At 57.4% G+C, this 19,838-nt stretch carries 16 protein-coding genes; 7 read left to right on the top strand and 9 right to left on the bottom strand.

What is annotated here, in order from left to right:
• Window positions 1-100 precede the first annotated feature (100 nt).
• The 3 genes from ACZ5AL_RS01565 to ACZ5AL_RS01555 form a co-directional block, all read right to left on the bottom strand.
• On the bottom strand, window positions 101-1,555 hold the full coding sequence (locus ACZ5AL_RS01565) for an MBL fold metallo-hydrolase (protein ID WP_464511722.1): 1,455 nt from the start codon (window positions 1,553-1,555) through the stop codon (window positions 101-103).
• Between the two features lie 99 nt (window positions 1,556-1,654).
• Window positions 1,655-2,119, bottom strand: a complete 465-nt coding sequence (locus ACZ5AL_RS01560) for a DUF6691 family protein (protein ID WP_464511720.1) — start codon at window positions 2,117-2,119, stop codon at window positions 1,655-1,657.
• Between the two features lie 50 nt (window positions 2,120-2,169).
• Window positions 2,170-2,787, bottom strand: a complete 618-nt coding sequence (locus tag ACZ5AL_RS01555; RefSeq protein WP_464513307.1) for a YeeE/YedE family protein — start codon at window positions 2,785-2,787, stop codon at window positions 2,170-2,172.
• 419 nt (window positions 2,788-3,206) lie between these two features.
• Between ACZ5AL_RS01555 and ACZ5AL_RS01550 the strand changes: the two genes are divergently transcribed.
• Together ACZ5AL_RS01550 and ACZ5AL_RS01545 are read left to right on the top strand one after the other, a co-directional pair.
• A complete protein-coding gene (locus tag ACZ5AL_RS01550; RefSeq protein ID WP_464511719.1) occupies window positions 3,207-4,010 on the top strand; it encodes a T9SS type A sorting domain-containing protein in 804 nt (267 codons plus the stop codon).
• 191 nt (window positions 4,011-4,201) lie between these two features.
• Window positions 4,202-4,738: a hypothetical protein gene (locus tag ACZ5AL_RS01545; protein ID WP_464511718.1), complete on the top strand. Its 537-nt coding sequence runs from the start codon at window positions 4,202-4,204 to the stop codon at window positions 4,736-4,738.
• Between the two features lie 87 nt (window positions 4,739-4,825).
• Here the strand turns inward: ACZ5AL_RS01545 and ACZ5AL_RS01540 are convergent, their stop codons facing one another.
• The 4 genes from ACZ5AL_RS01540 to ACZ5AL_RS01525 all read right to left on the bottom strand — a co-directional run bounded on the left by ACZ5AL_RS01540 (window position 4,826) and on the right by ACZ5AL_RS01525 (window position 12,042).
• The gene (locus tag ACZ5AL_RS01540) at window positions 4,826-6,145 is read right to left on the bottom strand and encodes a serine hydrolase domain-containing protein (protein WP_464511716.1); all 1,320 of its coding nucleotides are present in this window, start codon (window positions 6,143-6,145) and stop codon (window positions 4,826-4,828) included.
• Between the two features lie 196 nt (window positions 6,146-6,341).
• Window positions 6,342-9,425, bottom strand: coding sequence for an efflux RND transporter permease subunit (locus ACZ5AL_RS01535; protein WP_464511715.1), 3,084 nt, complete (start codon window positions 9,423-9,425; stop codon window positions 6,342-6,344).
• Between the two features lie 66 nt (window positions 9,426-9,491).
• Window positions 9,492-10,703 (bottom strand): efflux RND transporter periplasmic adaptor subunit, encoded by a 1,212-nt coding sequence (locus ACZ5AL_RS01530; RefSeq protein ID WP_464511714.1) that lies wholly within the window; start codon window positions 10,701-10,703, stop codon window positions 9,492-9,494.
• A 40-nt stretch (window positions 10,704-10,743) separates the two neighbouring features.
• Entirely contained in the window at window positions 10,744-12,042 is a 1,299-nt protein-coding gene (locus tag ACZ5AL_RS01525) for a TolC family protein (protein WP_464511713.1), read from the bottom strand.
• A 333-nt stretch (window positions 12,043-12,375) separates the two neighbouring features.
• On the opposite strand from ACZ5AL_RS01525, the gene ACZ5AL_RS01520 reads away from it, so the two are divergent.
• Window positions 12,376-12,714 (top strand): hypothetical protein, encoded by a 339-nt coding sequence (locus ACZ5AL_RS01520; protein ID WP_464511711.1) that lies wholly within the window; start codon window positions 12,376-12,378, stop codon window positions 12,712-12,714.
• 109 nt (window positions 12,715-12,823) lie between these two features.
• Entirely contained in the window at window positions 12,824-13,933 is a 1,110-nt protein-coding gene (locus ACZ5AL_RS01515; protein ID WP_464511710.1) for a 6-bladed beta-propeller, read from the top strand.
• A gap of 8 nt (window positions 13,934-13,941) precedes the next feature.
• Here ACZ5AL_RS01515 and ACZ5AL_RS01510 read toward each other — a convergent pair whose 3' ends face one another.
• Both ACZ5AL_RS01510 and der read right to left on the bottom strand, forming a co-directional pair.
• Complete coding sequence (locus tag ACZ5AL_RS01510; protein WP_464511709.1) at window positions 13,942-14,685, bottom strand: CDP-alcohol phosphatidyltransferase family protein; 744 nt, start codon at window positions 14,683-14,685, stop codon at window positions 13,942-13,944.
• A 14-nt stretch (window positions 14,686-14,699) separates the two neighbouring features.
• Window positions 14,700-15,998 (bottom strand): ribosome biogenesis GTPase Der, encoded by a 1,299-nt coding sequence (der, locus tag ACZ5AL_RS01505; protein WP_464511707.1) that lies wholly within the window; start codon window positions 15,996-15,998, stop codon window positions 14,700-14,702.
• 275 nt (window positions 15,999-16,273) lie between these two features.
• Between der and ACZ5AL_RS01500 the strand changes: the two genes are divergently transcribed.
• The 3 genes from ACZ5AL_RS01500 (at window position 16,274) to ACZ5AL_RS01490 (ending at window position 19,701) form a co-directional block, all read left to right on the top strand.
• Window positions 16,274-17,653, top strand: a complete 1,380-nt coding sequence (locus tag ACZ5AL_RS01500) for a nicotinate phosphoribosyltransferase (protein ID WP_464511706.1) — start codon at window positions 16,274-16,276, stop codon at window positions 17,651-17,653.
• 88 nt (window positions 17,654-17,741) lie between these two features.
• The gene (locus ACZ5AL_RS01495) at window positions 17,742-18,599 is read left to right on the top strand and encodes a formate/nitrite transporter family protein (RefSeq protein ID WP_464511705.1); all 858 of its coding nucleotides are present in this window, start codon (window positions 17,742-17,744) and stop codon (window positions 18,597-18,599) included.
• 115 nt (window positions 18,600-18,714) lie between these two features.
• Window positions 18,715-19,701 carry a Gfo/Idh/MocA family protein gene (locus ACZ5AL_RS01490; protein WP_464511703.1) on the top strand — a complete coding sequence of 329 codons (987 nt, stop codon included), beginning with the start codon at window positions 18,715-18,717 and terminating at the stop codon, window positions 19,699-19,701.
• Window positions 19,702-19,838: the final 137 nt, after the last annotated feature.

Here is a 19,838-nt window from a genome sequence, read left to right as displayed (position 1 = left end):
GCTCAGGCCAGGTGCATCAAAGACGTTCGGTGCAAAAACAAGACAGGAGCGACCTGGTAGCCAGGCCGCTCCTGCTGTATATTGAGGGCATCTGCCCATGTTACGCGGCAACGGCTTCTTCCGAAACAGGCGCCTCGTAGTCCGAGAAGTTGCCGTTTACGAATGCCACGCTACGTCCGGCGCGGGCCAGATAGGCCGCGGAGGCAGCGGCGCGGGCTCCGCTTCCGCAGTGCACCAGCAGCGTGTCAGCATCAGGCAGGTCGGCCTCGTACTCTGGCAGGCGGGTGTAGGAGGCGTTGTGCGCGCCTGCTACGTGTCCGGCGTCGTACTCCGAGCGGAAGCGGACGTCAACCACGGCGGTATCGTCGGCGTGGCGGCGCTGCTCCAGTTCGGCGAAGTCGATCTCTTCGATGGAGGCCGTCTCCGCATCCGCAAAGTAGCGCTGCAGGGTTTCGAGCGTGGCAAAGGCTACCACGTTGTCGTATCCGATGCGAACCAGGTCGCGCACGGCTTCTTCAACGTCGCCCTCGTCGATGAGCAACACAATTGGGGTCGTTTCGTCTTCGACGAGCGAGCCAACCACCGTGTTGAACGACTTGTTCATCGGCGCATAGAGCGCCCCCGGAACGTGCGTCTCCATGAAGGCGGAGCGGTCGATGCGCGTATCCACGATGAGCGATTCATCGTTTTCGGCGTGGGTCTTCAGCTCGCGCACAGTCAGCTTCTTGGGCTGCGGAAGTTGGCCAAGTACGGGCGCCCCCAGCTTGTTGTCGCGCTTCATACGCGCAAAGTAGAGCTGCGGCTCGGGCTGTCCGTCGAGGATGGCCTCCACGAAGCGGTCTTCCCCTTCAAGCGCAGCGCCGACCATCGGGTTATACTTGCGCTCGTATCCGATCGTCGTCTGCGGCACGGCACCCAGGGCTTTGCCGCAGGTGGATCCGGCGCCGTGGGCGGGCCAGATCTGCATGTAGTCGGGCATGTCGAGGAAACGTTGCACCGAGCTGTAGAGCTCACGCGCCGACGGCTCCATCACGCCTTCGACTTTGGCCGCCGATTCGAGCAGATCGGGACGACCCAGGTCGTTCACAAATGCGAAGTCGCCGGTTACAACGCCCATCGGCTCCGTAGCGCCTCCGCCCTTGTCGGTGATCGTAAAGGCGAGGTGCTCGGGCGTGTGGCCCGGCGTATGAACGGCCTCAACCTCGATGTTGCCGATCGTGAAGGTGTCGCCGTCGTAAAGCAGTTGGGCATCGTACGAGCCGCCGCTCTCTTTCGGCTCTTTGATCCACTCGTACTTCCAGTCGTCGGTGCCCTCGTCGGAGAGGTACAGCTTTGTATCGAAGCGCTCGGCAAACTCACGGGCGCCCGACAGGAAGTCGGCGTGGATGTGCGTCTCCGCAACGGCCACAATTTCAACGCCCTCTTCTTCGGCGAGCTCCAGGTACTGGTCGATGTCGCGCTCGGGGTCGATGATAAGCGCTTCACCGGTTTGCTGGCAGCCAATGAGGTACGCGTACTGAGCGAGTTTGGGGTCGAAAATCTGACGGAATAGCATAGTAGTCTGTCCGGGTTAGTTGGAAAGAAACAGAGGCGGGACACAATATTGCATCCCATGAAAGATGCCGAATGGATGACATCTTGGGGGTAGAAGGAATTAGTGCGGTAGATGCGGACGCAGCGCGCCGTACACCCAGGTACCGGCTATCGCGCTAAGCAGCGCCACAATCATCACGGAGTATCCGCCACCGATCAGCGCGAAGATGGGGCCGGGGCAGGCACCCAAGAGGGCCCATCCGAGACCAAACATGATGCCGCCGACCCAATAGCGGTAGTTCGACCACTGCTTCGGGTTAATGGTGATTTTCTCGCCATCGAGTGTGCGAATGTCGAAGTACTTGATCGCCTGTACGCCAATCATCGCCACCACCACGGCGCTTCCGATGATGCCGTACATGTGGAACGCTTCAAAGCGAAACATCTCTTGGATGCGAAACCAGGACACCACCTCACTCTGGACGAAGATGATGCCGAAGATGGTACCGAGCAGCAGGTAGCCAAAGAAGCCACCTACCGTCAGATTCGCTTCCTTTTGTTCGGGTTGTTGGGTTGTCGTAGCCATAACAAATCAGCAAAGTGTGTTAACAGGGGAGCGCGTGAGGCAGCAGGGTGCTACAATATCAGAGGCAGCACGACGTAGGTGACAAACAGCCCGCCGATAAAGAATCCAATCACAGCGATGAGCGAAGGCACCTGCAGGTCGGCGAGTCCGCTAATAGCGTGGCCGGAGGTACACCCGCCGGCGTAGCGCGCCCCGAATCCGACCAGAAAGCCACCAACCGCAATCATAATGACTCCGGGAAGCGAAGCCAGCCCCTCCCACGTAAAGATGTCATTCGGCAAGAGCCCCGTGAAGTCGGAAATGCCCAGTGCAGTAAGTTGCGCCCGCGCCCCTTCCGAAATGCCAATCTCAGGGTTGGGGTGCGCCAGCACGGTGGTAGCAATAAAGCCCCCCAGCACAATGCCCAGCGCAAACACCAGATTCCACGATCCATACTTCTTCCAATCGTACTGAAAGAACTCAACCCGTCCCGGGATTGTGGCAGCACAGGCGTGGCGCAGGTTGGCGGAGATGCCGAACATTTTCCCCCCGGCAATGAGCAAGGCCGGCACAATGAGTCCAATAATAGGACCCGCCACGTACCAGGGCCAGGTTTGAGAAAGCAATTCAATCATAGCGGATGGCGATGTCTGCGTGTTGTTATAACAAGTTTGCGAGAGAGTATATATACTACACAAGTATCTTGTTCCGAGACGTACAAACCCCCTATTGACGCTTAAGGGCGCCCTAATGCTACTTAAGGTAGTATCAATATATTCTCTATACAACTAAAAAAGAATATAATGAGGGACTGGAGGTGTGATCTGCTGCTTGTTAAGGGCACCCAAGTGGATACTAGCATGAACCTATCTGACTGACTAAACCCAGGCCTCACATTTGTTTTTTGCATGTGGCCCATTTCTTCATTTGGTTACCTGTGTATTTTCATTCCAATACATTTGCTCACGAGGTAGGCCACCTACAGGCAGGGCAACATCACCCGAATGATCCCACATTAGCTAATCCAGTTTACGACTACGCGTATGGCCATCGGTTTTCGTATCGCCCAACTTGGTGGTTGCCCTTCAGAAGCTATGGTTCAACTATCATGGCATACACTCCTGGACCATACTCAAGATTTCAAGATTTTTCTAACCCCGACCGTTCATACAAGGGAGCATCATTAGGAACAAGCAGTCGCGATAATGCTCGTGCCTTTAGAAACTCGGCGCCTACAATTGCAAACTTCAACAGTCCTGAATCACTGGGAACTACTATAAGCGCGTTTCCGACTCCTGGTGCCAGCACCAATGAGTACACCTTTAGTGCCAGTGCCTGTGGCGGAACAGGCGATTACGATTATGAATGGCGTCTAAGCACAGACCCAACTAATCCTGGCTCGGTCGTGAGTACAGATGAAAGCTTCTCTGTTACGCTGCAAGAAAACCAAACGCATTATGCCACTTTAGAAGTCAGTAGCGGTGGGCAAACCGCTTCGGCTACGCGTTCGGTGTACGTCCCGCCTTCCGACTGCGACGATCAGTTTATCTGTGAGTTTCAACGTAGTGTTGCTGACAACAACTACGAAAGCAGTGAAATTGCTTCGACAGAAGCTGCAAGCCACTTGAAACCAGACGACGTTAAGCCCGAGGAGATCTCGCTGGATGGTAATTATCCAAACCCGTTTGGGACTTCAACCACCATTGGTTTTTCTGTGCCTCAACAGACAGATGCTACACTAACCCTGTTTGATATAACGGGTCGTCGTATCACGACAATTGCTGAGGGTCGGTATCAACCCGGGCAGCATAGCGTGATGCTGGATGCTACGTCTTTATCAAGCGGAACCTATATCGTCCATCTTGATGCTGAAGGGCAACAAGAGACCACAACGATAACCGTGGTCAAATAATCGCAACGCCAAGAGGGAAGGCGGACTACTCATGCAATAACCGCTGCAGTAACCGCCTTCCCTTTATTTTTGATATTCAGTCTCCCCCTCTAAAGTGACCAATGATCATGATGCGACGTAACGAGCGATCAAGCAAACGAATCGTTGCACTAATTTTGTCCTTATGCCTCGTATTGTTAGGCGGATGCAACGTGCTTGGATTAACCGATGACGATGAATCCGAAGAGGACGAACCTGAAAACGAGTACTCTTTCAAAGTCAACGGCGAGGAGTGGCCTGCGGTGTCTGCCGAGGCAGAGAAAATGACACGGGCCGTTTTTCCCTTTGAAAATTATTTCGGAATCACGTTTAGCCAGGAAGAGCTTGCAGAAATCTACTATATTCAAAACTTTAGTCTCAGGGTTCCCTTCGAGGGCGAGGGCACCTACTCTCTTGACACGTACGAAGGTGAAGACCCAAGTGGTAGCCTCCTTTACTATGGAGGTATAATTGTGGGATCGGACTATGATGTGACGATCTCCTACCATGATCCTATTCCCGACTCCACCAATAAAGTTACCATCACCCAGTATGACGAAGCGCGTGAAGTCGTTGAGGGCACCTGGCAGGGAAGTTTTGCCCGGCGCGACTACGAACGCGATGAGTTTGAACACCTATACCGCCTGCCCGACACGGTGCATGTCACCGAGGGCTCCTTCAAGTTCTACTACGAGGATTACCGGGACTGAGCTAAGTAGACCCACAAAAGCATCTTTGATTATGTCATTGCGAGGAACGCTAGCGACGCGGCGATCTCATGCCGTTGATTGGGACGGTTACCGCTCCTCCCGCCACATTTCGCGCTCCTCGTCACGGAGTTCGCGATACCGCTCCACCTGCCCCTCGGTCAGGACGGCTTCGATGGCCTCATCGGTGGCTTCCTGCTGGTTGCGGACCTGACGCAGCAGCCGAAGTCGCTGTAGGGGGCGTAGACGATCATCTGAGCGAAAGGGGCCGAGGAGTTCGCTCATCGCCTCGGTGTGCTCCTTAATGATGGGCTGCAGAGTAGCCCGCTGATCGGGAGTTAGATCGAGTTCGTTTGTCAGTTGTGTTACCCGCAGATTGGCTATCAGATCTGGATTCTCGGCTTGTTGGTCGTCTCTGCGGGCCGATGGACGCTCAATGTCCTCACCGTCTAATGCCCGTGCCAAAAACTCGGCATCGCTCCAGGAAGGATCGGCCCGACCAAATCGGACGACCACCATATCGCGAGAGGGAATGACGTACAGACGCTGATTGAAGAGCCCCGCAGCCATCAGAATATCGCTGGGGCCATCGGCGTAGAGAAAGCCCTCCGAACCGTCAACGTCTGGGGAGCCGGGCGCATCATCAAGAAACGCATCATCGGACGAAAGCGGCGCGTTCACCCAGAACGTGAGTCCGTAGCCTGGCGCCGCGTCAGGCGTCTGCAGCAATGCATCCAGCAAGCCGGGTTGGAGCACCTGCGTGCCATTCCAGGATCCATCCTGTAGAATTAGTTGCCCAAAGCGGAGCCAATCGTCGGCTGTCAGGAAGGCGCCCCCGGCCAACTGCGGATCGCTGTCTACGCGGTTCCAGCTATCGAAAGATGCGCCAATCGGATCGAGAATACGACGCTGCAAATAGTCGGAGGGGTCTTCACCGTCGAGCACTTCCGTCAAAACGCCGCCAAACGCCTGAAAGGCCCCCGGACCGTATCGAAAACTCTCGCCGGGCTCATGGACGAGATCGCGGACCAGTGCTTCTTCAAAAATCGAAGCCTGGCCTGGAGAGCCGGGGTTCAGCCCGGATGTCAAGGTGAGCAGTTGATACAGCGTGATGGAAGCCTTCGCCTCATCGTCGTCCCACTCAGAAATGACATTAGATACGGGCGCGTCGATGTCCAGCAAACCATCTTCGGCAGCGGCCCATGCCATCACGCCGGAAAATGATTTGGTACCGCTGGCGAGAAAGTGAGCGTCATCGAGGTCAAAGCCATTCTGTCCCTCAGCACGCTTGACGTCGCCCGCCTCGTAGATCACAATCGCATCGCCCGCTTTCTCGGCAGAGTACGAGGCGGCCAATTCGTAGCGGTCGTCTTCAGGCGCAGGGTCATCGGAGGGTGGATCATCCTCCATAGCTGATCCGGGCGCATTGCATGCCGTAAGCAATGCCAAAACGAGGACAGCAAGGGACAGCGCGCGGATGTTCATCGCAGTCTGCAATATCGTGACAGCTTCGTCGAGTAGATTTTGATTTGAGCATCTGCATGTAAAGCCGCGTAGATCGAAGAGTAGGTAACCGGGGCGGCTGAAGCGTTGAGCGTAACGGGCATTAGGCACGCCGCCCAAAGAGAAGAAACAGGGCAGGAAGCACCACCATGTTCAAGGCTGTAGCGGTAAGGAGGCCACCCAGCACGACCATGGCCAGGGGCGCCTGGATCTCATTGCCAGGCTGTCCGCCGCTAAGCGCCAGGGGGATGAGAGCGAGTCCCGCCGTCAGGGCGGTCATCAGAATGGGGCTCAGCCGGCGCATGGAGCCTTCTACAATGGCGGCGCGCAAAGACTGCCCAGCTTGCAGGTTGTCGAGGTAGCGATCAACCAGCAGGATGCCATTGCGGATGGCGATGCCAAAGAGCGTGATGAATCCGACAAGTGCGGCGATGGTGAGGGGCTCTCCAAGCAGCCACAGGATGGCCACGCCGCCGGTGAGGGCCAGCGGTAAGTTGACGAGAATGAGGACCGCACCGCGCGTACTCCCCAGCGTCTGAATCAGCACCATCAGCACCACGAGCAGGGCGAGAATCGTGAGGAGGGTGATCGTTTGCGCGGCCTGCTGGGCCTGGGCATACTGTCCGCCGATCTGCACGAAATAGCCGTCTGGCAGGTCGATCTCCGCATCGATCCGCTCCTGCATGTCCTGCACCACGCTCCCCACATCGCGACCCGCCGCATTGGCGGATACCGTGAGCACGCGGCGTGCATTTTCGCGGCTTACGGCGTTCGGACCGGCTTCGCGGCGTACGTCGGCCAGGTCGTTCAGGGGCACGCGGGGACCGTTGGGCGTATCCACCCGCAGTGATCGAATAGCTGCCTCACTGCCGCGCTGGTCCTCATTGAGGCGCACCGTGAGGTCGTAGCGCGCCTCGCCCTCCAGCACCTCCGACACCGCGGCCCCTCGCAGCCCCACATCGATGTAGTCGGCCAGGTGGCCGGGTGTAACGCCGTAGCGCGCCATCGCCGGTCGGTTGGCGTCGATGTGCAACTGCGGGACATGTGTTTGCTGGGCCACGTTCACATCCACCGCGCCTTCAACATCGGTGATCGCTGCCTCTATCGATTCGCCCAGCGTGCGAAGCTGGAGTAGGTCGGGGCCAAAGACCTTGATTGCAATGGCAGACTCTGTGCCTGCCAGCATGTGGTCGATGCGGTGCCCAATGGGCTGGCTGAGCGATACATTTGCGCCGACCGGCAGCTCCTCAAGGGTGGCGCGGACATCCGCCATGACGTCGTCGACGGTGTGGTTGGACAGGTCAACCTGCACATCAATCTCGCTGGAATGTGCGCCCTGGATGTGCTCATCCATCGCTGCGCGTCCGGTGCGCCGCGAGGTGGAGGTAACGGCGGGATGTGCGAGGATTTCGGATTCCACGCGCCGCCCGATCTCATCCGACGCGTCCAGCCCCGTTTCCGGAGGCGCTGCTACGTTCACCACCATTGTTTCCTCCTGAAACTCGGGCAGGAAGCCGCGCCCCAGAAAGGGCATCGCGACCAGCGTAGCCACCACCAGCACGCCGGCCCCAATCGCTACGGCACGACGATGCCGGAGCGATGCGTCCAGCAAGGGCTCGTATCCGGCTTTCAACCGTCGGATCAGCCATGGATCTTCAGCTTGCTGTACGGTGGGGGCGTTGGGCAGCAGGTAGTAGCAGAGCACGGGCGTAACCGTAATTGCCACGAGCAGCGACGCAATGATGGCGACGATGTAGGCAAACCCAAGCGGGCGCAGCAGCCGTCCTTCGATGCCGGTAAGGAAGAACAGCGGCACGAAGATGACGACGATAGCCACGGTGGTAATCACGATCGGACGCCGCACCTCCATGGACGACTCGAAGACGACATTCCAGATCGAGTCCTGTTCGTCCGGTGGCAGCGCGGCGTTCTCCTTCAGCCGCTGGAAGGCATTCTCGACATCGATAATCGCATCATCCACCAGCGCCCCAATAGCGATAGCCAGGCCGCCCAGTGTCATCGTGTTGATGGTGATGCCGAAGCTATACATCGCCAGGAAGGTGAACGCCAGCGCAAGGGGAAGCGCCGCAAGCGAGATACCGGTGGTGCGTACGTTCCACAAGAACAGAAACAGGATGAGGACCACCAGCAGCGCCCCGTACTGAAGCGCCGTGATGACGTTGTTCACAGCGAGCGTAATAAAATTCGCCTGCTGAAACAGGTCACGCTCGATCGTCATGCCATCTGGCAGATCTGCCTGGATGCGGTCGAGTTCGTCATCGACGGCTTCGGTGAGCGTGAGTGTGTTTACGCCGGGCTGTTTTTGGATGGAGAAGATAACGGCCGACTCGGCGTTGACCGATCCGGTGCCGAGCCGCGGTTTGGCTCCAATCTCGACCGAGGCCACATCGCGCAGGCGGGTGGGGGCGGCTACGCTTTGGCTGTTAACCACGGTCTCGCCGATGGATTCCAGGTCGTAAGCACGCCCGAGCCCGCGAATCTGCACCTCCTCACCATCTTCCTGATAGATGCCCCCCGAGGTGTTGCGGTTGGCTCCAGCGGCAGCCTCAAGCACATCGCTGAGCGTGACCCCAGCCGCCTGCATAGCATTGAGATCGGGCTGCACCTGATACTCTTTGACTTCCCCGCCATGCGTCACGACCTGAGCGATACCCTCCAGTGCAAGCAAGCGCGGACGGATGTCCCAGTCGGCTACAGAACGCAGATCGGTCTCGTCGTGCTCCGTGCTCGTAAGCCCCACGATCAGAATCTCACCCATGATGGAGGCCACCGGGGCAAGTGCGGGCGCGTCAATACCGTCCGGCAGATCGCCCTGGACCTGCTGCAGGCGCTCGTTTACGATCTGCCGAGCGCGAAACACGTCGGTCCCCCAATCAAACTCGATGTACACGACCGATATGCCCTGCATTGAGTTGGAGCGAATACGCCGGACATCAGTGGCGCCGTGCACGCTTGTTTCAATCGGGCGGGTGACGAGCGTTTCGACCTCTTCGGTGGCGATGTCGCGCGTCTCCGTAAGCACCGTAACGGTGGGCGCTGACAGATCTGGAAACACATCCACGGGCATGGTTACAGCAGCGTAGATGCCCGCAATGACCAGGAGGCCCGCCGCAATCAGCGAAACCACGCGGTTGTTCAGGCACCAGCCAACGATAGCGCGTAGCATAGGAAGGCAGGATCGTGAAAAAGGCGATGTCGTCGGTCGAGATTAGGCGGGCGGGGCAGGTCTCGATCAATGATGGTGATGATGACCGCCAGCCTCGGTATCCACTGAGGCAAGGTAGACTTGGTACGCCCCCTGCGTCACCACCACCTCTCCGGACTCGATACCGGCCTCAACGATCGTATGCACCCCGTCGCTCGGGCCGGTCTGAAGGATGCGACGCTCGAACGTGTCCGTGTGGGTCTGGACGTAGGCGACGGGGATCCCATCTTCCGTACGAATCGCGGTAGATGGAATCGTCACGCCACGCGTGGCCCCAGCGACGGGTAGGCGTGCTTCAGCCAGCATACCGATCTTGAAGCGTTCATCGCTGTTCTCTACCCGGAATACCACCGGCAACGTCCGCTCGTCCGGGTCGATAGCCGAGCCCACAGAAACGATTTGGTCCGTCACGAAAGACTCCTCGTACCCCTCGACGGTAAAGGTCGCTTGCTGGCCCTCATTACGAATCTGCGCGGCAGCGGACGCCGGGGCGTGCACGCGGAGCCACACGCGTTCAGTATTGGCGACCGTGAAGAGCTGGTCGCCGGTGGCCACGTGGGTGCCCGGCGTAAGCGTACGCTGCTGCACCCATCCGTCGACCGGCGCGCGCAGCGTCAAATCATAGCCTTCGTCTTCCGGATCGCCACCCATGGATTCGAGCGACGCCTCGGCCACGTCCAGATCATGACGCGCTTCAATGAGTCGGCGCTCGGGAATGGCATCATCGGCGTACAGTCGTTCGGCCCGTTCGACCTCCCGCTGCAACCGCTCCACCCGCGCCTTGAGTGCGGCATACGATCCATCATCAGTAGGGGCGACCACCGCGAGTATATCGCCCGCTTGCACCCGGTCGCCCGGCACCGGTGCTTCCATATTGCGATCAGCCCGAATCAGCCCCGTCGCGGGCGCTGCGACCACTGCGTACTGCCCGGCCACCGGCTCAATGGTGCCGCTCGCAGCGACCGTAGCCGACACCTCACCCGTGCGCGCCGTATCGACGACCAGCCCAACGGCTTCCTGATCGGCTACTGAAAGGTGGATGTCGGACTCGTGATCGTGGTCATGCTCGTCATGATCGTGCGTATGCTCCTCGCCTGAATGATCGTTGTCGGAATGCTCGTGGCCATTGTGTGCATGCGTTTCTTCGTGGTCGTTGTGGTCGTGGTCATGATCAGATCCACAGCCTATAACGAGAGCCAGGCCGATAAAACAGGCGAAAAGCGTACGTATGGAAAACATGGCAAGCTGGGGGTAGCAGCAGAGTGGTCAATGAGAGGGATTACGGGGTCTCCCCCATGGCGCGAAGGAGATCGAGATAGCGCATCCACTGGTCGGCCTTCAAGTCGATAGCCATTGACCGGGATTCGGCGTACGTTTCCGCTGCATCAAGCAGATCCGACAGTTCCATCTCGCCTTCGTCATACTGCGACTGGGCCTGAGACAGCAGCGCATCGGGCGAGGCGCCTGTGGTGGCGAGGCGCGTGCGGCGTTCGGTCACAGAGGTGTAGGCCGCATGGGCCGTGCGGACCTCATCCTCAATCTCGCGTTGCAAGAGGAGGTGCGTGGTTTCCGCAGCCTCCAACCGTGCTTGCTCGGCGCGTATCTGTGGTCTATTCCGGTCGAAAGCCGGGATAGGAATCTCCGCTCCAAAAAACATCCCCTCAAATCCATCGGATTGTCGTTTGTATCCGCCCATGAGAGTGGGACTGGGGATGCGATCTTGTTGTGCGACGCGTTGTGCGGCCTCTGCCGTGGCGCGCTCTGCTTCGATGCGCATGAGCGCTGGACGTTGCTGCGCCGCCCGCGTTTGGGCTTCCTGGACGGCGGGGAGCTCAGCGTCGAGATCAGGCAGCTCGGCGGGAGCCAACGCGGCCCCGTTGGTGTCGGCCTGGATGAGGCGGTTCAGCGTGCGGCGAGTGTCGTCTACCTCAAGTTCGGCCTCCGCATGTTGGTTGATGATGCGTGCGTACGCCACCCGAAACCGCTCGATAGCATAGCCCGACACTTCGCCTTCGGCATATTGCCGCTGATAGGTGGAGTCCGCCCGTTCGAACAGGTGGAGCGTTGCTTCGATCGATGCAAGGTGCGCCTCCGCAGCGGCTGCTGCGATGTAGGCCTGCGCCGCCTCCTGCACAAGCCGCAGGCTATCGACCTGCGCGCCCGCCTGTGCAGCCGCATGCGTTTGGGTGGCCACCTCGCGCGCGGTGCTTCGATGCCCGGGCCACTCAATCGGCTGATGGATCACCGCGTAGGCCTCCCACGCACGGTCGCTACCGCGGAAGAGCGGCTCATGCGACACCTCCAACTCTGGATTCGGAAAGGCAAGGTCTTGCGTCCCCCGAGCCGACTGCTCCGTTGCCTGGGCGCGGCTCCGCTGCAGCTCCAGGCTGTGCTCTTGAAACCGAAGCAACGCTTCGTCGAGCGTGATGCGCTCGGGGTCATCGGGAATTTTCGTTGTACTTGCAGATGGGCTTGCCGGCAGGGTCGCTGACGCGCTCAGCGGCGGTAGGACTGTACTGGTGACAACGACCGCTCCGAGCACCATCAGCACTACGCGCCAGTGCGTGTACACGATCATGTGTACTAAAGTGTATATTACTGCATATAAATATTGGGGGATCACTCGGATAAATTGCCAATGATGTGCATCGTTGCCACACGGGAATATGTATTATGTGAAGATGTGGTGTGCATATTGAGATAGAGTGCGTTTCTTACCGATACGCCACCACATACGATAGCACGGTGTAGAAGAGCGGGTAGGCCAGCGAGAGGTAGAACAGCCACGATCCTTGCGATAGCAGCGTAACAAAAACGTGACGGGATTCAGTGTGGCTTGCTTTTTATGGGGGGGGGGGGGGGATATAATACGTTCGTAGTAAATTATAAATTCCTTAAAAACTAAAGTAATATGCTTCGATTATCACTTTGTCGGACTAGTGCATTATTTACGGCATTATTTCTGTCTGTGGCATTGATGGGGTTTTCGGTTTCCTCCGACATTGATGAGGCGACCTCGGAAGACGAAAAAATCCTGCTCACATTTGATTCGCGTGCTGCTGTGCAGGCTGTAGCTTCAAATACGCTCACCTGCTCAACACTGCTTGAAAGTGGGATACTTGAGGCGAACTCTTCCACTGATGACGTTTATATCAGCTGTCTCGGTACGGATAGACATTGTATGACTGTAATGGGCATCACTTTAATGGGGACACCTGTCGTAGGACCTGAACCCATCATCGACCCCTGATCGATTAATTTATCCTTCCTTTTCAGTTAGCAGGATGTATTGGGTGAATCAATGCATTCTGCTATTTTTTTGCCCTTTGTTTTCTTGTCCAAAATGAGGATTTTCGTATATGAATACTGCATCTCGATTTTCGTTGCTGTTAATCCTGATAGTCTCAACCTGGCTGCTTGCAAACAGCAATCGCGCTCATGGGCACACACTCTCTTTCGTAGATTCTACGGGCTACACTGCACACACCGAATGGACTGAAGTCTGGCGATCTTCGCCAACCGATGCCGAATATCTGTTCACAAATCCGAAGCGCATGGTTTTACATAACGACTGGCTCTTTGTAACCGACTTCGAAGGAGAGCGTCCCGTGTGGGTGTTCGACACAAACGATGGCTCGGTTCAAACTTACCTGGGCGCACTGGGGCAAGGACCTGGTGAAGTCGAAGCCGTTGGAGCAATCGATATCGTAGAAGACAAATATCTTGCTGTTCAGGATATAGAACGCCAGGCAATTTCCTTGTTTGACATTGAGACGGGTTCATTCAATTATCAATTAGATAAGCAATTCACTTTCACCGTCGGGTTTGACAGCAATGTTATGGTGCAAACGCCTTTCAGCATGGCTGATCGCGACATTTTTGCTCGTGCCTATGACATAACGACCACAGAAGAGGGACGTACTGCTCTGGGGAACGTACAGTGGGAGATCGCGCTTGACGACGTAGGAGAGACTTTTGCCCCGCTGCATGCCAATCCCCTTCAGAAGCAAGGCCCCATCATTGTCGAAGAAGGCATTGCGTACATTGCTTTTCTCAATGCAGGACACCTTGTTGGCTTATCAGCGGAAACAGGTGAGGTCCTTTTTGTAACGCAAGAACCCCATAACGTCGATCCTCCTGATTTCATCGGTGCTCAGGATGAAATAGATATGATGGCGCCTCCCGTTAACCAGTACCCAACGATGGCGATTGGGCTTACGACAGATGCGCACCATGTGTATGCTTTGCACTCAGGTGTCGTGGTAGAAACTGCCGATGATTTAAAACGCATCGAAGAAGCCGAGCAAGTCGATGTGTACGACAAAACTACCGGCGCGTACAAACACTCAGTTGATCTTCCGTATCCGGCACGAGACCTGGTGGTGACCGACTCGCATGTGTACCTGCTTACGATGGATGAAGAGCCCGTGCTGTTCAAATATGAGAAGCCTGAAGTGTTATCTCCGTAGTTGTCTATTCACCGATACGCCACCACATACGACAGCACGGTGTAGAAGAGCGGGTAAGCCAGCGAGAGGTAGAACAGCCACGGATCCCCCCAGGTGGGCAGGGTGGGATAGGTGGGGAGCATGGCGAGAAGCAGACCCGCCCATATCACGGCGCCAATGAGCACGGGCAGGCGCCACGGCTGGGGCGCACGCGTGGGGTAAATCATCTGCACGGGCACCAGCGTCAGGATGGTAAGCACAATGACCAGTCCCGTCATCAGCCAGGGGCCGGAGGCCGGGTAGGCCACCACAATCAACCCGATGTAGTAGGCTACCAGGTTCCAGTACGACGGAAAGCCGCGAAAGAAGCCGGTGTCCGATTGCTTGGCCTCGGCATGCGAGAAGCCGAACAGACTAGCGATCAGCGCCGCAGCAATCCAGAGCGTAGCCGGTCCCACCAGCCAGTCCATCTGCCACACCACCACGAGCGGGATGAAGACAAACGTGAGGTAGTCGACCAGGTCGTCGAGCGTATGCCCTTCGGTGCTGGATGCGTACGTAAGCACATCCCAGTGGCGGGCCATAGACCCGTCGATCGCATCAATAACAATGGCGGCTCCAAGATACCCAAACACCCAGCGCAAGTCGGGCTCTGCGCTTAGCAGTTCGCCCATGCTAAGTAGCGCCAACACCACCCCGCTGGCCGTAAACACATGCACCGCGTATGCACGTACGCGCCGTGCAATGTAAGTGGGAGATTCGGTGGACGACATGGCGTACCAGCGGGCTACTTCTGCTTAAACACAAGCGTGAGCGGCACGCCATCAAATCCAAACGCCTCGCGCAGCTTGCGTTCGAGATAACGCTTGTAAGATTCGGCAATGCCTTGAGGGTGGTTACAGAAGAACGCAAACACCGGCGGATTGGTGCGTACCTGCGTTACAAACTTGATTTTGACATAGTTGCCGCGATAGGTGGGTGGATGATGCGCCTCAATAGCGGCTTGCATGGCATCATTCAGCGTGCTTGTCTGAATCCGCTTCGCGCGTTCGTCGGCCACCTGTAGCGCGGTGTCGAGCACCTTGTACACGCGCTGCCGCGTAACGGCCGAGGTGAAGACAATAGGCACGTGCGACTGCCGATCCAGAATGCGGTGGAAGTACTCTTCGTATCGCCCGGCGGTCTTGGTGTCTTTCTCGACTAGATCCCACTTATTCACGGCCAGCACCATGCCCTTCTTGTGCTTCTCGGCCTCCCGAAACACACGCACGTCTTGGTTCTCTAGCCCCACGGTCGCATCTACCATGAGCACCGATACATCGGCCTCGCGTATGGCACGCTCGCTGCGCAGACTGCTGTAGAACTCAATGTTTTCTTTTACCTTCGCCTTTTTGCGGAGGCCCGCCGTGTCGATCAGAACCAACTCGCGGCCCTCGTACTTGACCTGCGAGTGCACCGCATCACGCGTGGTGCCGCTTACCTCGGTCACAATGGAGCGGTCAAACCCGAGCAAGGCATTAACGAACGAGGACTTGCCCACGTTAGGGCGTCCAATGATGGCGATGTGCGTGCGGTCGTCGGACTCCTCTTCGATGGCGTCGGGCAGCGCCTTTACGAGTGCGTCCAGCAGGTCGCCGGTGCCAATGCCGTTGGATGCGCTTACCGGATACAGCTCTTCAAATCCAAGCCCGTACATTTCGTTGGCCGCCCAGCGCCGCTCATCGTTGTCGGCCTTGTTCACAACCAGCAGCACTGGCGTATCCGACCGGCGCAGGCGCTGCGCCATCTCCTGGTCGATATCCGTGATGCCGGTGGTGGCGTCGGTCACAAAGAGCACCACATCGGCATCATCGAGTGCAATGTCTACCTGCTCACGAATGGCGGTTTCGAAACGCTCTGCCGAGTGAGGCACGTAACCGCCCGTATCCACTATGGGAATGGTGCGCCCGTTCCACTCCACCTCGCCATACACCCGGTCGCGCGTAACGCCCGGCTGATCGTCTACGATGGCCCGTTTGCGTCCGGTAAGACGATTAAAAAGGGTGGATTTGCCCACGTTGGGGCGTCCGACAATGGCTACAAGCATACCAACACAAGACTAAACCGAAGCGCATGAACAGACGGTGTTCAACGGATGCATGCGATTGCGTTCCCGTCTTTCTTTGATTCGCTAATGGCGTTGCCGCACCAAACCCATGGGCGTGCTGTAGATACAACAGGTTGATTTCCTTTTTTTCTGGATCCTAAGTGGGTTCACAAAAGAACCTTTGAGGATGTCATTGCAAGGAGCGCCGCGTCGGTCGCAGGCTCCTTCCTCGCGATAACGTAAATGTATTTTTCTGAGTTACTTAGCAACGGTCTATGTCTCTTTCATTCGACTCGGACGCCTCGCCGGCCCTGCACACCGACCTGTATCAACTCACGATGCTGCAGGCCTATCAGCGGGAGGACATGCATGCTGAGGCGGTGTTTACGCTCTTTGCCCGTCGCCTCCGCGATCGCAATTATCTGCTTGCCTGTGGGTTGGATACCGTGCTTTCGTATCTTGAACAGCTATCGTTTTCAGAATCGGACCGCGCGTATCTGCGCACGCTCGACGCCTTTGACGACGACTTTGTTGATAGCCTCGCCAACTTTGAGTTCACAGGCGATGTGTACGCGGTCCCCGAGGGCACACCTGTCTTTGCAAACGAACCCATCTTGGAGGTGGTGGCTCCCATCGGCGAGGCACAACTGGTTGAGACGTTTCTGCTGAACCAGATTTCGTACCAGACGGCCTACGCAACCAAAGCCGCTCGCGTAAAGCAGGCCGCCACTGCCGACGGCACCGAACGCCTGGTGGCCGATTTCGGGATGCGCCGCATGCATGGAGTGGATGCCCCGCTCAAAGCAGCGCGGGCCGGGTACATCGCCGGGCTTGATGCGACCTCGAACGTGGCAGCCGGACAGACCTACGGCATTCCGGTTACCGGCACGATGGCACATAGCTACGTGGAGGCCCATCCGCATGAAATGGATGCGTTTGAAGCGTTTTCGGAGCTGTATCCGGATACCATTCTGCTGGTCGATACCTACGATACCCTCGATGGCGTGCGCCGTGTGATCGAATTGGCCGAGCAACGCGGCGCGGAGTTCCAAGTGCGTGGCATCCGTCTGGATTCGGGCGACCTGGAGGCCCTTGCGCATGATGCACGTGCCCTGCTCGATGAAGCGGGCCTGAAGGAGGTGCAGATTCTCGCAAGCGGCGGCCTCGACGAACACGCCGTTGCCGATCTGGTGCAGAGCGGCGCCCCCCTCGATGGCTTTGGGGTGGGCACCAAACTTGGCACCATCGCCGACCAGCCGTATCTCGACACCGCCTACAAACTATGCGCCTATGACGGCACGCCGCGCATGAAATTGGCTCCCAACAAAAAGAATCTGGTGGGACGCAAGCAGGTCTTTCGGCAGACCGATGCCACCGACACAATACAGGGCGACGTCATTGCCGCCGCCGACGAAACGCACAACGGCACCCCGCTGCTGCAGTGTGTGATGCGTAACGGCTCTCGAATCGACGACGCGCCTTTACTAGAGACGCTACGCACCCGTACGCGGCATCATCTGAACGCCCTTCCTCGGCACCTGCACGCACTCGCCCCCACCGACACGCCTTATCCTGTTTCAATCTCCGACGTCCTCGACAAGCGCACCGAAGCCACGCAAGACGAACTGCGCGCTCGGCATCAGCCTACGACGTAACAGATGAACAACGGCCGCACCCGAAAGAATCCCCGGTTCTGCGGAGACGTTGACTCTCTGAAATATTTCTCTCCGCTTTTTTGTCTACATGGCTGCCTCTCCCGATGCATCCTCGGCATCATCGTCTTCCAGTTCATTTGGAATGGATGCGTACGAGCCCGATCAGATTGCCGAGCGCGTCGCCACCATCGGCGTTAAGAAGACGCGGTTTGCATTCCACAAAACGCTAATTCTGGGTATAATGGGTGGAGCGTTCATTACGCTGGGTGCCATGTATGAACTCTTTACACTTTCGCACCCCGACATTGATGATGGCGCGGCAGCCCTCGTAGCTCCTCTCTTGTATGCCGTCGGATACATCATTGCGTTTATCTCGGGGGCCGAAGTGTTTACCACTAATAACCTGTCGGTCATGGCCCTTGCGTCAGGGCGCGTTTCGTTGGGGGAGGTTTCACGTAACTGGGCGCTGGTCTTAGCCGCGAACCTTCTTGGCGCTGCAGGCATGACACTGCTGTTCTATCTGTCAGGACTGGCCACGATATTTGATGGGGCAATTATCGAGTCGGCTAAGGTGATTGCAGCGGATAAACTGTCGTACGGCCCGCTCCAAATGGTAATCATTGGCATCTTCGCCAATATGCTTATCTGCTCGGGGCTCTGGCTGGCGATGGCCGGGCGCACCGTGACCGATAAGTTCGTCGCGTTGCTGTTTCCAGTGGCTGCCGTACCGGCTATGAGCCTGCAGCACAGCACCGGCAATATGTTTCAGTTCTTTTTGTCACTTACAACCGAATCGGGATCGGTCGATCTGGAGCTGCCTTCCGAGATCACGCTGTGGGCCGTAACCTCTAATCTTGTACTGGTATCCATCGGCAATATCATTGGCGGCGGGGTGTTCATTGCCTCTATCTATTACTTCGTGTTCCTTCGAACCATCAAGAAATAGCTTCGCCTCTCATTACTCGGCATGGATGCTCCTTCTCAGATTCGCGAATGTGCATGGCGTGTTCGTACATTGCACACGCCTCACTCGCTGATTCTCTCGACACCCTGCTTTGCTCATGACGACACCGCTTCGCTGGGGAATTCTGGGCACCGGCACCATCGCCACCCTCTTTGCTGAAGACCTCCCTCGTGCTGCACATGCCACGTTGCAAGCTGTAGGCTCGCGCACCGACGCTCGGGCCCACGCCTTTGCCGAAACACACTCGATTCCCGAGGCACATGGATCGTATGAGGCCGTCATTAACGCCGATACGGTGGATGTGATATATGTGGCCACGCCCCACACGCTGCATGCTGAACAGACGCTTCAGTGCATTGACGCCGGCGTGCCCGTTCTCGTTGAAAAGCCGTTCACGCTAACCGCCGCTGAAGCCAAACGCGTCGCCGAGGCCGCTCGTACCGCTGATGTATTTGTCATGGAAGCTATGTGGACGCGCTTTCTGCCCGCAGTGAAGCGAGCGCTTGACCTGCTCCGCATGGATGTTGTGGGTCCCATACAAACCATTCGCACTGACATCAGTGCCCAACGAGCATTCGATGCCGACCATCGACTCTTTGATCCCGAATTAGGCGGAGGTGCTCTCCTCGACCTAGGGGTATATGCAGTATGGTGGAGCCATCAGATCCTGGGGGAGCCGCAGACGGTCGAGGCCAAAGTACAGCGGGCGCCTTCGGGCGTGGAAGACGACGTAAGTGCCACCCTCCGCTATTCTAAGAATCGGCGGGCTGACCTCACCATGTCATTTCGCGAAACGGGCACTCAGATTACCCATGTCGAAGGGCCCTCGCATCGGCTGCGTATTCACGCCCCGTGGTGGCATCCCGAAGGCATCACCTACCCACGCCCTGATGGAACCGAAGCCACCGAATCGTACCCATACACCGGACACGGTTATCACTACGAGATTGCCCATGTGGGCCAATGCATACGATCGGGGCGTTCCGAAAGCGATCAACTCCCCCTCGACCAAAGTGTCGGGGTCATGCGCACACTCGAGGCCCTCAGAAACGCCGCAGGATTGCCGGCCTGGTCCACGGTATGAGAGCGCTTCCACACCTACACACATATTATGCCACGTTTACCGGAAGGGCTTTGCGTGTTAACATTGTGCAATGGAAAGCGCTTGCACCACAAATCGACCGAACGGAAGTGGGGGGCCTAGGGTAGGGCGACGACGAG

The sequence above is a fragment of the Natronotalea proteinilytica genome (genome assembly GCF_055379935.1).
Note: the sequence above shows the minus strand (reverse complement) of the source record. Positions and strands in the feature narration are given on the sequence as shown.

What these genes read in the sequence shown, in the direction of transcription:
- ACZ5AL_RS01565 (WP_464511722.1), bottom strand. Translation starts at nt 1,555, where the DNA reads ATGCTATTCCGTCAGATTTTCGACCCCAAACTCGCTCAGTACGCGTAC.
- ACZ5AL_RS01520 (WP_464511711.1), top strand. Translation starts at nt 12,376, where the DNA reads ATGCTTCGATTATCACTTTGTCGGACTAGTGCATTATTTACGGCATTA.
- der (WP_464511707.1), bottom strand. Translation starts at nt 15,998, where the DNA reads ATGCTTGTAGCCATTGTCGGACGCCCCAACGTGGGCAAATCCACCCTT.
- ACZ5AL_RS01535 (WP_464511715.1), bottom strand. Translation starts at nt 9,425, where the DNA reads ATGCTACGCGCTATCGTTGGCTGGTGCCTGAACAACCGCGTGGTTTCG.
- ACZ5AL_RS01550 (WP_464511719.1), top strand. Translation starts at nt 3,207, where the DNA reads ATGGCATACACTCCTGGACCATACTCAAGATTTCAAGATTTTTCTAAC.
- ACZ5AL_RS01540 (WP_464511716.1), bottom strand. Translation starts at nt 6,145, where the DNA reads ATGGAGGATGATCCACCCTCCGATGACCCTGCGCCTGAAGACGACCGC.
- ACZ5AL_RS01525 (WP_464511713.1), bottom strand. Translation starts at nt 12,042, where the DNA reads ATGATCGTGTACACGCACTGGCGCGTAGTGCTGATGGTGCTCGGAGCG.
- ACZ5AL_RS01510 (WP_464511709.1), bottom strand. Translation starts at nt 14,685, where the DNA reads ATGTCGTCCACCGAATCTCCCACTTACATTGCACGGCGCGTACGTGCA.
- ACZ5AL_RS01490 (WP_464511703.1), top strand. Translation starts at nt 18,715, where the DNA reads ATGACGACACCGCTTCGCTGGGGAATTCTGGGCACCGGCACCATCGCC.
- ACZ5AL_RS01530 (WP_464511714.1), bottom strand. Translation starts at nt 10,703, where the DNA reads ATGTTTTCCATACGTACGCTTTTCGCCTGTTTTATCGGCCTGGCTCTC.
- ACZ5AL_RS01515 (WP_464511710.1), top strand. Translation starts at nt 12,824, where the DNA reads ATGAATACTGCATCTCGATTTTCGTTGCTGTTAATCCTGATAGTCTCA.
- ACZ5AL_RS01495 (WP_464511705.1), top strand. Translation starts at nt 17,742, where the DNA reads ATGGCTGCCTCTCCCGATGCATCCTCGGCATCATCGTCTTCCAGTTCA.
- ACZ5AL_RS01500 (WP_464511706.1), top strand. Translation starts at nt 16,274, where the DNA reads ATGTCTCTTTCATTCGACTCGGACGCCTCGCCGGCCCTGCACACCGAC.
- ACZ5AL_RS01560 (WP_464511720.1), bottom strand. Translation starts at nt 2,119, where the DNA reads ATGGCTACGACAACCCAACAACCCGAACAAAAGGAAGCGAATCTGACG.